This window comes from Alistipes sp. CAG:29 (assembly GCF_000435435.1).
In the GTDB taxonomy this organism is placed as follows: Bacteria; Bacteroidota; Bacteroidia; order Bacteroidales; family Rikenellaceae; genus Alistipes; species Alistipes onderdonkii.
In genome coordinates, this window is sequence record NZ_FR893450.1 from 5,261 (window position 1) to 20,429 (window position 15,169).

The following is a 15,169-nucleotide window of genomic DNA, read 5'->3' on the forward strand; positions in this document are numbered from 1 at the left end:
TGAACCGCAGCTCTACCTGCGCATGTTTACCGACAGGGCGTTCCGGCGCCAGGTGCTTTCGCAGTCCGAACGTCCCCTGCAACACAAGGCGATGCTCTATTTCGCCGCCGCACACCCGCAGATCGAGCGGATCCGCTTCGACAGCATCCCCGAGGATCGGGTCATCTTCGACCCGCAGACCGTCGGGCGCGACACCATCGCCCTGTGGTTCAACATGCCTTCGTCGGCACTTCCCGATACGATCAAGGGCGAGATCACCTATTTCAAGCACGATACGGTCAATGTCCTGCAATCGGTCACCGAGCCCTTGAAACTGGCCTGGAGGTTCATCGAGACCAAAGAGCAGGAGAAGGAGCGCGAGAAGCTCGAACGCGATCGCCGCAAGGCCGAGGCCGCGGGCGAGGAGTGGGTCGAACCGAAGAAGGAGAACCCCTTTGCCTACAAACTCCCGCTGTCGGGCGAGGTGAACCCCGAGAACCATCTGACGATGGATTTTGACTATCCGCTTACGAAGCTCGATTCGGCCGCCATGCTCCTCACGCTGACGCATCCCGACAACAGCATCGAGGATATTCCCGTGCGTTTGGTGCGCGATACGGCGCAGTTGCGCCGCTATTATATCCGTGCGCCCTGGAAAACCGGCGGGCAATATACCCTCACCATCCCCGAAGGGGCCATTACCGATGTGGCGGGATTCTCCAACGACTCGATCATCGGCAAGTATACGGTGCTCGACCCCGAGAAGTTCGCCACGGTGAAGATCCATGTCACGGGTAAGGACGATGGTTCGAAGTACATACTCCAGCTGCTCGACGGCAACAACGCCCTCAAACAGGAGAAGCGCGACGTCACCACGGGCGACTGGCAGTTCAATTTCGTCCCGGCCGGAGAAATCAAGTTCCGTGTCATCGAGGACAAGAACGGCAACGGCAAGTGGGACACGGGCAATGTGGTCGAACGCCGCCAGCCCGAACGCGCCGAGATCTATGCCAACGACGAAGGCGAAGATACCTTCGCCACGAAAGCCAACTGGGAGGTCGAGTTCTCGATTGACATGAACACCCTGTTCGCCCCCGTGACGATGGAGTCGCTTTCGCGCACGCTCGAGGAACGTGAGGCCCAGCGTCTGCGCCGCGAGGCCGAGAAACGCGCCAAGGAACCCAAGAAGAAAGGCCACAGCCACGATAACAACCAGAATAATAACCGCATGAACAACAGCATGAACTCTACGGGCGGCATGTTCAATAATTTCCGATAGCGCGATGATGAAGAGACGATTCAAAAACCTGTTGTTGTTCGCGGCCGCCGTCTGCTGCTGGCAGGGCGTTGCGGCGCAGCATACGCTCGGTTTTACGGCCGGTTACGGCATGGCCAGCGCCCGCTTCGACCCTAAACAGGAGATGAAGGGGATGTGGGGTATCTATACCGCCGGCCTTACATGGCGCTACTATGGTGCGCAACGCTTCGTGGGCGGTTTCGGTATCGACCTCGAATTCCTGCAACAGGGTTTCTCCTTTGCGACCAATGCCTCGCTGGTCGAGGAGCCGAAGGATTTCCGTTACTATACGCGCCATATCAATTCGGTCATGTTGCCCATCGTCTGGCAGCCCCACGTCTATATACTGCGCCACCGCGTGCGCGTTTACCTCGAAGCTGCGGCCACCTTTTCCTACCAGCTTTCGTCGGATTACGAGGATGAGAGTGCCAAGGCATCGGGAATGGCCGACTGGAAGGGGGATTACAACTACAAGACGGCCCGCGACAGCCGCTGGGGCTACGGGCTTGCGGGCGGCGGCGGTATCTCCTTCTTGATACGCCGCTTCGAGATCAATGTCCGCGCCCGTTATTACTTCGGGCTTTCGGACGTCGTCCGCAACCGCAACAAGTATGCGGACAACGGCATCGACGGTTCCGAAAACCCGTTCTGGGCTACACCCATGCGTTCGCCGCTGGACAACCTCACTATTTCGGTGGGGTTGAGCTACCGCTTCAACAAGGAGGGCTTCTCGACCTGGAAACCGCGTCCCAAACGCGAAAAGAACCGCGAAGTCTTCAAATACGGATTATAAATATTCAAGCCATGGAAACCACACGACAGCAGAAAATCGCCAAACAGATACAGAAGGACGTGGCCGAGATCTTCCAGAAGGAGGGTGCAGGCATCGTCCGCGGGGCACTCGTCACGGTCACGGCCGTGCGCATCTCGCCCGATTTCGGCTATGCCAAGGTCTACGTCAGCATCTTCCCCTTCGACCGGAGTGCCGCGACGATGAAGGAGATCGAGCACCAGAACTGGTTTATCCGCCGCGCCCTCGGGCAGCGGATCCGCAACCAGGTCAAGAATGTGCCCGAGTTGCAGTTCTTCCTCGACGACTCGCTCGAATACATCGAGCATATCGAAGAGGCGCTCAAGCACGACAAGCCCGAATAGCTCCCGCTTCCCGACGCCATGTTGCCGCAGTTTTTCGCCCGCCGCTACCTTTTCTCGCCCAAATCCCGTTCGGTCGTCAACCTGATCTCGGGGCTGAGCGTGGTAGCTGTCGCGATGCCTGTCGCTGCGATGATCATCCTGCTTTCGGTCTTCAACGGTTTCGAAAGCCTCGTGAAGTCGATGTATTCGGCCTTCGACGCCGACCTGACCGTCTCGGCGCGGCTGGGGCAGACTTTTCCTGCCGACGCGATAGACACGGCCGCCGTGGCACGGATTCCCGGGGTCGAAGCGTTTTCGTTCGTCCTCGAACAGAGCGCCCTGCTGGAACATGCCGGACGCCAGGCTACGGCGACGGTGCGAGGCGTCGACGATGCGTATGCCGCGGTGTTTCCGCTCGACAGCGTCGTTTCCGCGGGCGAATACCGGGTGCGCCTGGGGGATATCGAACGCCTCGTCATGGGGCAGTCGATGACTTATATGCTGGGCATCCGCTCGCTTGCCGATGCCGATGTCAATGTCTACGCCGTGCGCCGGGGTTCGTTCTCCTCGCTGCTGCCTTTCGACAACTATACGCGGCGGACGGTGCCCCTCGGCGGGGTTTATTCGCTCGACCTGGAGACGGAGCGGACGTATGTCCTGGCGTCGCTGCGGCTGGCACAGGAACTTTTCAGCCATCCCGGCCGTGTTTCGGGGCTTGTCGTCCGCCTGCGCGAGGGCGCCGATGCGGAGCAGGTGCGCCGGGCTCTGGCGCGGCTGTCGGGTGACGATTACCGCGTCCGCACGCGCCACGAACTGCGGGCCTCCTTCTACCGGATCATGACCTATGAGAAATGGGGTATTTTCTTCATTTCGCTGCTGGTACTGGTCATCGCGTCGTTCTCGGTCGTCGGGGCGTTGGCGATGCTGATCGTCGACAAGCGGCGCGACATCGTGACCCTGCGTGCGCTGGGAGCCGACACGTCGCTCGTGCGGGCTATTTTCCGCAGCGAAGGGTTGCTCATCTGCGGCCTCGGCGCTGCGTGCGGGGCGTTGCTGGGCGTCGGGCTGAGTCTTTTGCAGCAGCACTTCGGCCTGATCGAAATCCCGGCCGAAACGCTTCTTGCCAAGAGCTATCCCGTCGAATTCCGCCCGGGCGACCTGCTGGCCGTGCTGGTGGCCTTCGGCCTTGTCGCCTATGTTATTTCGAACATTACCGTGCGCAGCATGGTGAAACATAATGCCTGATTATGAAACGCATTTTCCGTATATCGCTCTGCGCGTTCCTGCTGCTTGCAGGCGCCGCCTGTACCCGCCACAAGATTATCCCCGATGAGAAACTGGCGCAGATCTTCCACGACGCCTTCCTCACGAACGCCTATATCGGCGACGTGCGGGTCAATATCGACTCGCTGAACATCTACGAACCGATCTTCGCCCGCTATGGCTATACGACCCGCGATGTCTACTATACGATCGGGAACTTTTCGAAGCGCAAGAGCGCCCGTCTGGGCGACGTCGTCGAGATGGCGATCGATAAACTCGAAGCCGAGGGTAAATTTTACGACCGTGAGGTTGCCGTGCTCGATACGATCGACAACGTGGCCCGCCGTACTTTCACGCGTACGGTCTATGCCGATTCGCTGATCCGCGTGGGGGCACTGCGCGATACGGCGCGCCTGCGGATCGCCGTCGACGTGCAGCCCGGCGAGTACGAACTGCGGCTCAAATACCTCGTCGACTCGCTCGACCGGAACGAAAAGGGGTTGCGGGGCGTCGTCTGGCTCGAAAACAGGGACGGCGGGCGCAGTAGCGTCTATTCCACGACGCTGCGCCGTAACCGGACGGAGAATTTCACCCGCCGTTTCACGGTCGATACTACCCACCGGTGCCTGCACCTGGATTTCCTGGATTTCCGCGAGAAGCCCCTGCGTCCCTCGGTGACGGTGACCGGCCTCGAAATCGACTACATTCCCACGACGTCCGTTGCCGTCGACAGCCTTTACCGGCAACAACTCGACCTGCGAATCTTTGCCGATGAATTCCTCCGCGCAGCCATCCAGGCGGATAGCCTCTAACCTGCTCTGGACACCGCAGGGTCTGCTCCGCAATCCCCTGGTCGGGGTTGCGGCCGACGGCCGTATCCTCTCCGTCGTGACGTGTCCCGAGCCCGACCGGTGTCCCGGCACCGAGTTCTATGCCGGGGTGCTCGCTCCGGGGCTGGTCAATGCCCACTGCCACCTCGAACTCTCCTATTTGCTGGGGGCGATCCCCGAACGGTGTGGTTTTGCGGGGTTTGCCGGTGCCATGTCGCAGGTGCGGGAGCGCTTCTCCGCCGAACAGCGAGCACAAGCCGTCGAAGCCGCCGATGCCGCCATGTGGCAGGCCGGGATCCAAGCCGTAGGCGATATTTCGAACGGGGATACCGCTTTCGCCGTAAAATCGCGCAGCCGTATTGCTTACCATACTTTCGTCGAGTTTTTCGGCCTGCGCGCCGCGTCGGCCGAGCACATGCTGCCTCTGCTCCGCCATCCGCAAACCTCGCTGACCCCCCATTCGCTCTATTCAGTGCAGGATGCCCCCCTGCGTGCGATCGCTGCCCGGGGCGATGCCCCGCTTTCGATCCATTTCATGGAATCTCCCGGCGAAGCGGCGCTCTTCGAACACCGCGGCCCGCTGTGGGAGTGGTACGCGAAGGCCGGTTTCTCCTGCGATTTCCTGCATTACGGCTCCCCGGCCGAACGTCTCGTGGCCTGCGTGCCGCACGACCGCCGCGTGACCCTGGTGCATGACTGCTGCATAACGCAGCGCGACATAGACATCGTTATGGGCCATTTTACGGCGCCCGTATGGTGGTGCCTGTGCCCCCGTTCAAACCGCTATATCTCCGGCCTCGAACCCCCTGTGGAGCTGTTACGCCGCAATCGCCTCAATATTTGCCTCGGAACCGACTCGCTGGCTTCGAACGACCGGCTTTCGGTTTTCGAAGAAATGCGTATGTTCCCCGGCATCCCGCTTCCCGAACTGCTCGCCTGGGCTGCCGGGGGCGGTGCACAGGCATTGGGTATGGAGGATGCACTCGGCGAAATAGCTCCCGGCCGTCGTTGCGGCCTCACGGTCATTTCAGGGTTGGATTACGGCACGCTGTGCCTGACCCCGGCGTCGCAGATCCGCCGCATCCTCTGACCGGGATACTTTCCCTCCCCGTATGCGTGGTTATCGTACGGATGCTTGCCGCCGGTAGATGAAAACAAAAAGGAGCTTCCCCCGTCGGGAAGCTCCTCGTATTTTGAGGCCGGATGCCTATTTACCCAGTGCGTTGCAGAGTTTCTGGTTGATCTTGCGGATACGTTCCGGTTCGACCTTCATCTCCTTGCGGTCGTAGGTCATCAGTCCGTTGACCTCCATTTCGACGTCGGTAGTCTGCGTGTATACGCCTGCCGAAAATCCGCGGCCGATCAGCTTGTAGAGCATTTCCGCATACTTTTCGTATTCGTCCGTCACCTCCTTGGGCGAGTTGAGGCGGATATAGCCCCAGTTGCGGTCGGGTTCCCAGAGGTGCCCCTTCATCACGAAGCCGATGCCGCCGTACTCACCCAGCACCGTTGCGCGGTTGGTATCGAGCAGCGTCAGGCGCGGGTTGGGGTAGTGGTGCGTGTCGAGGATGTCGCCCGTAAGGTAATGGTTGCCGCCGCTGGCGGGGTTGACCAGGCGCGAAGGATCGTAAGCCTTCGTCCACTCTACGATTTCCTGGGTCTTGAACTGTCCCCAGCACTCGTTGAAGGGAACCCATACGCCGATCGAGGGGGACGAGTAGAGGTAGTCGATGATCTCTTTCCACTCCTTGCGGAAGTTGGCCTCCGATTCTGCCGACCGGTGCTTCTCCTCGCCCGTGAAATAGTTGTGCATCTGCCACTGCGGGCCGCGGTCGCCGCTGGGCATGTCCTGCCATACGATCATGCCGAGTTTGTCGCAGTGGTAGTACCAGCGTGCGGGCTCGACCTTTACGTGTTTGCGTATCATGTTGTAACCCAGATCCTTGGTCTTGATGACGTCGAATGCCAGCGCCTCGTCCGAGGGGGCTGTATAGAGGCCGTCGGGCCACCAGCCCTGATCCAGCGGGCCGAACTGGAATACCGGCTCGTTGTTCAGCTCCAGGCGGACGATGTCGTCGGCATCGCGGCCGATCGAGAATTTACGCATGGCCGTGTAACTTTCCACTTCGTCTATTTTCTTGCCGTTGCGTACCAGGCTTACCTTCATGTCGTAGAGGAACGGTGACTCGGGGCTCCAGAGTTTGGGCTCGGCGACGGACAGTTCCACGGCGGCGCCGTTGAGCGAGCTGCCCTTGGCGACCTGCGTGTCGCCGTCGAAAAGCGCCACTTCGATGCGGTCTTCGGGCTGTGCGCCGCAAACAGGAACCTCGATGCGGAACGACTTGCGGTCGAGGTCGGGCGTTGTCTTCACCTGCTTGATATATTGCTGGGGCACTGCTTCGAGCCATACCGTCTGCCAGATGCCGCTCACGGGGGTGTACCAGATGCCCTCGGGGCGGTTCACCTGCTTGCCGCGCGGCTGGTAGCCGTCGTCGGTCGGATCCCATACGCGAACCCGGATGTCGTTGGCACCCTTTTTCAGGGCCGACGTGATGTCGAACTCGAACGGCGTATAGCCGCCCGTGTGGCTGCCTACGCTGACGCCGTTCACCCAGACGTCGGCTTTCCAGTCTACGGCGCCGAAGTGCAGCAGCACGCGCTTGCCGTTCCATTTCGCGGGTACCGTGAAGCTGTGGTTGTACCAGAGTTCGTTATCCTTACCCAGGCTTTTCCCTACGCCCGAGAGGCTCGACTCCACGGCGAACGGCACGAGGATCTGTCCCTGGAATTTGTCGGGGGTCTGTCCTATGGGCAGGATCGCATAGTCCCACAGGCCGTTGAGGTTTTGCCAGTCGCCGCGTACCATCTGAGGACGCGGGTATTCGGGCAATACGTTCTGCGGATCGAGCTTTTCGCCCCACTGGGTGCGGATACGGTCGCCCGCGGGTTGCCATTGCGCTACGCCGGCAAGGGTCGTCACCAGGGCGGCAGCGGTCAGGAGAATGTTTTTCTTCATACTTCGGGTTATTATTAGGTTAAAATTGTATTTCAAATCCGTACAAAATTAAGCCATCTTATCCGGAAAACAGTCCGCATATATGCACAAAAAGTATATTTATGCTTGGAAATGCGGTTTGAACTGCATTTTTACGGACTTTTCATGCGGGGCACATTTCTTCGTCCTCGGGGCCCCGGCTCCCCTATATCCCGAGGTGCTCTTCGAGCGTATGGCGCAGGTGGTCGCTGTCGAGGTGCGTATAGATTTCGGTGGTGAGGATGCTTTCGTGTCCGAGCATCTCCTGTACCTGCCGGATACTGGCGCCCCCTTCGAGCAGGTGCGTGGCGAACGAGTGCCGGAACGTATGCGGGCTGATGTGTTTGTCGATGCCGGCGCGTTGGGCGGCCTGTTTCAGGATCGTGAAGACCATCACGCGCGTAAGCTGCCCGCCCCGGTTGTTGAGGAATACGACCTCTTCGCCCGAACGTGCGCTGCGGCGCTCTTCGAGATAGCGCTGTATCTTGTCGCGTGCGACGGTGCTGATCGGCACCAGCCGCTGCTTGTCGCCCTTGCCGATGACGCGGATGTAGCCCTCCCCGAAAAAGAGGTCGGAAAGCCGTAGCGAGGTGAGCTCCGAGACGCGAAGCCCGCACGAATAGAGCACTTCGAGCATGGCGCTGTCGCGTATGCCCTTGGTCGTGCGCGTGTCCACGGTGGCGATGATGCGGTCGATCTCTGCGGTGGTGAGGACGTCGGGCAGGTGCCTCCCGAATTTCGGCGTGTCGACGAATTCGGCGGGCGACGCCTCGATCTGGTCGCTTATGAGCAGGAAATTGAAGAAGCTGCGGATGCCGCACAGGCAGCGGGCCTGCGAGGTCTTTTCGCGGCCGCGCTCGAAAAGCCAGCCCATGTAGCGTTCGATCATCGTCCGCTCGACCTTGCGGGGCGTCACGTCGTATTGGCGCAGGATGAAATGGGCGAATTGGCGCAGGTCGCGCATATACGATTCGACGGTATTCTCCGAGAGGCGTTTTTCGAGTTTGATATAAGTACGGTAACGTCGTCCCGTCTCTTCCCACTTTTTCGTGTTTTCTGCCATCCTTTTCCTGCCTTATTTCCGAGATTATCGTTAACTTTGTACGGGCGAAGATACGTAAATTTTACATAATATGAACTATATATCCTTGAATATTGCCTTTTCGGACGACCTGCAGGCCGAGATCCTGACCGCCGAGCTGGCCGACTATCCCTTCGAGAGTTTCGAGGCCGATGCGGGGACGCTCAAGGCCTATATCCCTCAGGAGCAGCTGGCTGACTGTAAGGGCGAGGTCGACGCCTTGCTGGCGCATTACGGCGTGCAGGGACGCTATATCGCCATCGAGACGCAGAACTGGAACGCCGTCTGGGAGAGCAATTTCCCGCCTGTGGACGTCGAAGGGCGCCTGTTGATCCGGGCGCCTTTCCATGAGCCTGCCCCCGCAGGGGTGATGGAGGTGGTCGTCATGCCCAAGATGTCGTTCGGCACGGGGCACCACGCGACCACCTGGCTCGTGTCGCGTGCCGTACTCGACCTGGGCGTCGCAGGCCGTCGCGGGCTCGATATGGGCAGCGGTACGGGTGTGCTGTCGATCGTCGCTGCCAAATGCGGTGCCGCCCATGTCGATGCGGTCGACATCGACGACTGGGCCGACGCCAACTGCCGCGAGAACATCGCTTCGAACGGCGTCGCCGACCGCATCGAACCGATGCTGGGCGACGTGCGCCGCATCGCCGGACGGCATTACGGCTTTATCCTGGCCAATATCAACCGCAATATCCTCACGGCCGACATGCCGGCCTATGCCGCAGCGCTGGAGCCGGGCGGCGACCTGGTGATGAGCGGTTTCCTGGAACAGGACGTCCCGGCGATAGTCGCCTGTGCCGGGGAACTGGGCCTGCGCCCGGTGGCGACCGCTGCCAGGGAGGGGTGGATGATGGTTCACGTGCGCAAAGGGTAGGTGAAGACGTACAAAGGGCGCGGGGTCGTTCTCCATACGCTCAAATACGGCGACTCGTCGATGGTCGTCTACCTGCTGACCGACACCGGGGGGCGCCGCAGCTACATGGTGCAGGGCGTCCGCAGCCACAACGGGCGGGGCTCGAAGCTGGCACTTTTCCAGCCGATGTTCCCGGTCGAGTTCGAAGGGCTCGAATCGTCGCGTCAGCAGATGCACCGTTTCAAGGAGGTGCAGGGCGGCTTTGTACTGCAAAGCCTGCCGTTCGACGTGCGCAAATCGACCATGGCGCTCTTCATGGCAGAGGTTTTGTACCGCCTCGTCAGGGAATACGACGAACCCAACCAGGCGCTTTTCGATTTTGTATGGAACAGCGTCGGGGCGCTCGATTCGATGGACGAGGGGGTGGCCAATTTCCACCTCTGGTTCCTGGCCAACCTGAGCCGTTTCCTGGGTTTTTGCCCGGGCAACGACTACTCGGCCGACGATTGGTTCGATATCCGTGAGGGACTTTATACCAAAACGCGGCCGCAGCACGTTAGTTTTATGACACAGGAATGCACACGTATCCTGCGCGATATGATGGAGTGCGACGTACGTTGCCTGGCCGAAATCGGTCTCAACCGTACGCAGCGCGTCGAGTTCCTCAATGCCGTGCTGGTCTATTTCGGCTACCATCTCGACGCCATCAGCGCGGTGCAGTCGGTGCGGATTCTGCGGGAAGTGTTCTGAGGGAATTGTAATTTTGGAGAGACCAAATAAAAGATAGGAGGGATAGTTATGAAAAGGATGTTTATTCTGGCGGCCGCCCTGCTTGCGGCCCTTGCGATTTCGGCGCAGGAACCCAATAAGTTCGGGCTGAAAAAGCCCGATTCGCCCCGTTCGGGGAAGTATGAGCTTCCCGATTCGCTTCGTAATAAGTTCGAGCTTCCCGACTCGCTGGCGCATTTGTCGCCCTGGAAACCCGATTACCGTGCCGAGGGCCGGATGAAGGTCAAACCCTCGGTTACGATGACTTCGGTGGTGGTGATCCATAAGGAGAACCTGCCCTCACGCGTCACTGTGATCGACAACAATACATTGCGGCTGGGACGGCATTTCACCATCTCGAACGGCCAGGCCTGGAACAACGGTTCCTTCCCCGATGCGTTCCTCGATGCGCGGACGATCTCGGTGCCACTGCCGCGGTAGGATATTGCTGTCCCGTTCCTGTGGAGTGCCGTTCCCGGCCGGGCATTGTTTTGGCGGGGCTGTTCCCCGCTGGATTCCGTGACCCGGAAGTTCGCCGGGACGGAATACGGCGCATTACGGGCGTCTATCCGAACAGGAGCGTGAAGGTCACCCGGTTGGCCGTGTTGGCCGTCAGGCGCAGCGAGCCGTTGTGCAGCTGCATGATGCGGCGCGAGACGCTCAGGCCGATGCCCGATCCGTCGGGTTTGGTCGTGAAGAAAGGCGTAAAGATATTTTCGGTTACTTCGGCGGGGATCGCCCCGCCGTTGTTGCTTATTTCGATGACCACGTTTTCCTGCGGGTCTATGCGCGACGTGATTTCGATGCAGGCGTCCCGCCGTGTCCCTACCGCTTCGCGGGCGTTCTTGAGCAGGTTCACCACCACTTGTCCGACCAGCATCTGGTCGGCATAGATCATCGTGTCCGCCGGCTCGACGTCGAGCCGGATGCGGATGCCCTCCGTAGCGATCAGTGTCATGGCGTGCTCCAGCAGTTCCCGCACCTCGAAGGGTGCTTTCTGGGGCGCCGGGATCTTCGTGAACCTGCGGAAATTCTCAACGAAGGCCATCAGCCGCCGGCTCGTGGCCGAGATCGTATCCAGCCCGTGCGCCACATCGGCATTCATCGTCCGGTCGATATGCAGCAGCGTGTCGCTCAGGGAGGTGATCGGCGCGAGCGAGTTCATGATTTCATGCGTCAGGATGCGCGTCAGCTTGCTCCACGATTCGATCTGCATCTCGCTCAGCTCGCTGTTGATGTCGCTCACGACCACCATGCGCAGCCGGCGTTTTTCGAGTACGATCTCCGAACATCCCAGTGACAGGCCCATTTCGCCCGTTTCGGTCACGCACGACACATGGTGCTTTTCGCCCGGGCGGATCGTCGTCAGTACCCGGTATGCTTCGGGAGCGGGCAGTTCCAGTTGCTGGATGTGGGTCAAGCGCGGCAGCCCGAAGATGCGCAGCGCCTCGCCGTTTGCCTGGTAGACGCTCCCCGCGTCGTTGATGGTGATAAGCCCTGTGCGTGCGTACTCCATGATCAGCTGGTAGTAGCGTTCCCGCTCTTCGGCGCGTACCTTGGCGCGCACCAGGATCTCCTTGATACGGTTCAGGGCGGCGTTGAGCATGCCGTTGTCCACTTTCGACGGGTCTTCATGGAAGCGGAACGTGAAGTCGTCGTTGTCGATGGCGTTGAACATGAAGGTTACACGGCGTATCGAATCGCTGTAAAGCCCTATGAGGCGGTATGCCGCGATCCCGATCACCGGGACGAGCAGGATCGCCAGCGGGTACCATGACCCCGTTACCACCCATCCGAGTGCTCCCGAAGCGGCGATGAGCAACGCCGTGTACCCGATTACGGGGCCGTAGGCTATTCCTTCGCGTTTCATAACCCGTAGCGTTTGATTTTGTTGTAGAGTGTCTGGCGTGTGATGCCCAGCTGCCGCGCCACCTCGGTCAGGTTGCCTGCGTAACGCGCCATCGCCTGCCCGATCATGCCGCGCTCCATCTCTTCGAGCGTCGAGAATGCCGGGGCCTGCACTGCGGCCGTAGCCGGCCGCAGCAGTAGTGTGGCGGGGGTGATCCGCCTTCCGTCGCTCATGATGACGGCTTTTTCGACGGTATGCTGCAACTCGCGGATGTTACCCGCCCAGGGGTATTCGTCCATTTCGCGCACCGCCGCCTGGTCGAAACCCTCGATCGGTTTGTTGTACTTCGTGGCGTAGCGTTTCAGGAACATTTCCGCCAGCGGCAGGATGTCTTCGCGGCGCTGCCGCAGGGGCGGCAGGTCTATGTGGATCGTGTTGATGCGGTAGAGCAGGTCTTCGCGAAACTCCCCCCCCCCGCGCTACCATCCCGAACAGGTCGCGGTTCGTGGCGCAGATGAGGCGGATGTCCACCGCTACGGGCGTGTTGCTGCCCACGCGGAAGATACGCCCGCCCTGGATGGCCGTCAGCAGTTTCGATTGCAGGTGGGGCGGCAGGTTGCCGATCTCGTCGAGGAAAAGCGTGCCGTGGTCGGCGACCTCGAATTTCCCGGCGCGGTCGGCCCGGGCGTCGGTGAAGGCTCCCTTGACATGGCCGAACAGTTCGCTCTCGAAGAGCGTTTCGGGTACGGCTCCCATATCCACCGAAACCATCAGTTCGCCGCTGCGCGCCGAGCGGTTGTGTATCTCGCGTGCCAGCATCTCCTTGCCGGTGCCGTTCTCCCCCGTGATCAGGATGTTGGCGTCCGTGGCCGCAACCTTCTCCACGATTTCGCGGATGCGCGCCATGGCGGGGCTTTCGCCCCAGAACATCGGCTGCTCCGAGGCCAGCTCGCGCTTGATCTCCTTGAGCTGCTTCACCTCGCGAGCCGACCGCGCCAGATTGTAGGCGTTGCGCAGCGAAGCCACCAGCCGGTCGTTGTCCCACGGTTTGACGACGAAGTCCACCGCACCGTCGCGCATTGCCCTCACGGCCAGGTCGATATCGGCGTACGCCGTGAAAAGCACGACTTTGATATCCGGCCTGCGGGCGTGGATCTCGCTCAGCCAGTAGATGCCTTCGTTGCCGGTGTTGATGCCCGCCGTGAAATTCATGTCGAGCAGTATCACGTCGATCTGTTCCTCGCGCAGGGTCGTCGCCAGCCGGTTGGGGGTGGGGAGGGTCAGCACCCGTGCGAAATATTTTTCCAGCAGCAGGCGCAACGCCGCCAGGATGCTGCGGTTGTCGTCCACGATCAGTAACGTTCCCTCTTTTGCCATGGTCATTCCGGATTGTTTTGCGGTAAAATTAGCGTTAAAATCGTGAAATCGTCCCTTCGTGTCCACAAAATTTACAAGGGTGTAAAATTTTTTTACACTTTGTCTGTTGTGCGTATGATGTATTAATTTGTAATACAGTTATTTAGTTTCTTTGGCACGGGGTTGGCTCCGAAATGTCCCGAACGAACAATACCCGCTAATCAAGGATGAAACGACTGTTATTACTCCTCATTCTGTCAATTTTTTGGACACTCGCCGCGGCGCAGATATCCCTGCCCGCCGCCTCTGTGCAGCCGGATGCTGCGCCCGTTGCTCCCGTGGGGGCTTCGGCCGCAGATACCGCGGCAACGGAAACCGTCATCGTCGCGGATCCTGCCGTGGATTCCCTGTCCGACCCCGCCCCGAATGCGGCCGAGCCCGTCGTGCGTATGACCCTCGACGAGTGCATGGCCTATGCCGTCGAACACAGTCCCGTCGTGCGGCAGCAGGATTACACCAACCGCAACTACCGCCAGGACTATATCGAATCCGTAGCGGCGCTCGTGCCCTCGGTCAGCGGCTCGGTCAGCGCCACGACCAGTTTCGGCCGTTCGGTCGACCCCGAGACCAATACCTATACCGACGTTTCGAACCTTTCCAACAACTACGGCGTTTCGGGGCAAATGCCCGTTTTCGCCGGCTTTACGGGGATCAATACCATCCGTGCCGCGAAGGTGATGCGCCTGATGGGTGTCGAGGAGTTGCAGCGGGTCAAGGACGAGGTGGCGCTCAATACCATGCAGGCCTATTTCGACGTCGTCTATTACACCGAAAGCGTGCGCCTCGCCCGTGAACAGCTGGAAACCAGCACCGGCAACCTCGCCAAGAGCCGCAAACTGCTCGAACTGGGGCTCAAGAGCGCTGCCGACGTGGCCGAGCAGGAGGCACAGTGCGCTTCGGACGACTACCTGCTGACGCAGCAGGAAAACAACCTCGAACTGGCCAGGATCACGCTTGCCGAAACGATGAATTATCCGCCCGACCGCCCCCTGGGGATCGAGACGGATCTCGCCATCGAAACCCCGGCCGGCACGGCGCCCTTCTCCGATGTGGTCGCCTATGCCCTCGACAACAATCCCAAGGCCCGCAGCGCCGGTTATAACGTGCGGCAGTCGAAACTCCAGTATTCGGTCGCCCGGGGCGGCTTTTTCCCGTCGGTCTATGTCGGCGGCGGATACTCGACCAATTTCTTCATGAGCCTCGACGACCATTCGTTGTACGAGCCGTTTAAGAACCAGTTCCGTGATAACCGCGGTTACTATTTTTCCGCCCAGCTCAACATCCCCATCTTCGGGGGGCTTTCGCGCCGCACGAGGACGAACCGCGCCCGCAACAACTGGCGGATCGCCGAGCAGCAGCGCGATCAGACGTTGCGTGCCCTGCAAAGCGAAATCGCCCAGAACTACCAGCAGATGCTCGGCTTCGGCAAGGAGTTCGTGCAGGCCAGCAAAAAAAGCGCTGCCTCCGAGCTGGCCTACAACGCCGTCGCCGGCAAGTACGACCGGGGCATGGTTTCGGCGCTCGACCTACAGACCGCCGCCAACAACCTGTTGCAGGCCCGCTCCGAACGGTTGCGTGCCCGGTTGCAATACATTATCAAAACGCGCCTGGTCGAGTATTACAACGGTGCGCCCCTGATCCGCTAACGAAAAAACAGAA

At 60.2% G+C, this 15,169-nt stretch carries 12 protein-coding genes and 2 pseudogenes; 10 read left to right on the forward strand and 4 right to left on the reverse strand.

Annotation, left to right across the window (positions count from 1 at the left end):
* The 6 genes and pseudogenes from QVP03_RS05345 to QVP03_RS05370 form a co-directional block, all read left to right on the forward strand.
* A pseudogene (locus tag QVP03_RS05345) lies at window positions 1–1,258 on the forward strand (hypothetical protein); the annotation flags it as partial.
* Window positions 1,259–1,262: 4 nt separating this feature from the next.
* On the forward strand, window positions 1,263–2,069 hold the full coding sequence (locus tag QVP03_RS05350; RefSeq protein WP_022332534.1) for an outer membrane beta-barrel protein: 807 nt from the start codon (window positions 1,263–1,265) through the stop codon (window positions 2,067–2,069).
* An 11-nt stretch (window positions 2,070–2,080) separates the two neighbouring features.
* Complete coding sequence (gene rbfA / locus QVP03_RS05355) at window positions 2,081–2,431, forward strand: 30S ribosome-binding factor RbfA (RefSeq protein WP_018695498.1); 351 nt, start codon at window positions 2,081–2,083, stop codon at window positions 2,429–2,431.
* Window positions 2,432–2,449: 18 nt separating this feature from the next.
* Complete coding sequence (locus tag QVP03_RS05360) at window positions 2,450–3,655, forward strand: FtsX-like permease family protein (protein ID WP_022332535.1); 1,206 nt, start codon at window positions 2,450–2,452, stop codon at window positions 3,653–3,655.
* A gap of 2 nt (window positions 3,656–3,657) precedes the next feature.
* Window positions 3,658–4,485 (forward strand): lipoprotein, encoded by an 828-nt coding sequence (locus QVP03_RS05365; RefSeq protein WP_022332536.1) that lies wholly within the window; start codon window positions 3,658–3,660, stop codon window positions 4,483–4,485.
* The gene (locus tag QVP03_RS05370) at window positions 4,445–5,593 is read left to right on the forward strand and encodes an amidohydrolase family protein (RefSeq protein ID WP_022332537.1); all 1,149 of its coding nucleotides are present in this window, start codon (window positions 4,445–4,447) and stop codon (window positions 5,591–5,593) included. Before QVP03_RS05365 ends, QVP03_RS05370 begins: the two co-directional genes overlap by 41 nt.
* A 117-nt stretch (window positions 5,594–5,710) precedes the next feature.
* On the opposite strand, the gene QVP03_RS05375 is transcribed toward QVP03_RS05370, so the two are convergent.
* Together QVP03_RS05375 and xerD are read right to left on the reverse strand one after the other, a co-directional pair.
* A complete protein-coding gene (locus QVP03_RS05375) occupies window positions 5,711–7,519 on the reverse strand; it encodes a glycoside hydrolase family 2 protein (protein WP_022332538.1) in 1,809 nt (602 codons plus the stop codon).
* 184 nt (window positions 7,520–7,703) lie between these two features.
* Window positions 7,704–8,600, reverse strand: coding sequence for a site-specific tyrosine recombinase XerD (gene xerD, locus QVP03_RS05380; protein ID WP_022332539.1), 897 nt, complete (start codon window positions 8,598–8,600; stop codon window positions 7,704–7,706).
* A 70-nt stretch (window positions 8,601–8,670) separates the two neighbouring features.
* Here xerD and prmA point away from each other — a divergent pair, with 70 nt between their 5' ends.
* Genes prmA through QVP03_RS05395 form a run of 3 tightly spaced genes read left to right on the forward strand, consistent with a single transcriptional unit; the run spans window position 8,671 to window position 10,686 of the window.
* Entirely contained in the window at window positions 8,671–9,498 is an 828-nt protein-coding gene (gene prmA, locus QVP03_RS05385; protein ID WP_022332540.1) for a 50S ribosomal protein L11 methyltransferase, read from the forward strand.
* Window positions 9,499–10,227: a DNA repair protein RecO gene (gene recO / locus QVP03_RS05390; RefSeq protein ID WP_022332541.1), complete on the forward strand. Its 729-nt coding sequence runs from the start codon at window positions 9,499–9,501 to the stop codon at window positions 10,225–10,227.
* A gap of 48 nt (window positions 10,228–10,275) precedes the next feature.
* Window positions 10,276–10,686 carry a hypothetical protein gene (locus QVP03_RS05395; protein ID WP_227412471.1) on the forward strand — a complete coding sequence of 137 codons (411 nt, stop codon included), beginning with the start codon at window positions 10,276–10,278 and terminating at the stop codon, window positions 10,684–10,686.
* Between the two features lie 124 nt (window positions 10,687–10,810).
* Here QVP03_RS05395 and QVP03_RS05400 read toward each other — a convergent pair whose 3' ends face one another.
* Window positions 10,811–12,115, reverse strand: a complete 1,305-nt coding sequence (locus tag QVP03_RS05400) for a sensor histidine kinase (protein WP_022332542.1) — start codon at window positions 12,113–12,115, stop codon at window positions 10,811–10,813.
* A pseudogene (locus tag QVP03_RS05405) lies at window positions 12,112–13,471 on the reverse strand (sigma-54-dependent transcriptional regulator). Before QVP03_RS05405 ends, QVP03_RS05400 begins: the two are co-directional and overlap by 4 nt.
* Before the next feature lie 206 nt (window positions 13,472–13,677).
* Here QVP03_RS05405 and QVP03_RS05410 point away from each other — a divergent pair.
* Window positions 13,678–15,156, forward strand: a complete 1,479-nt coding sequence (locus QVP03_RS05410) for a TolC family protein (RefSeq protein ID WP_022332545.1) — start codon at window positions 13,678–13,680, stop codon at window positions 15,154–15,156.
* The last annotated feature ends 13 nt before the right edge of the window (window positions 15,157–15,169 follow it).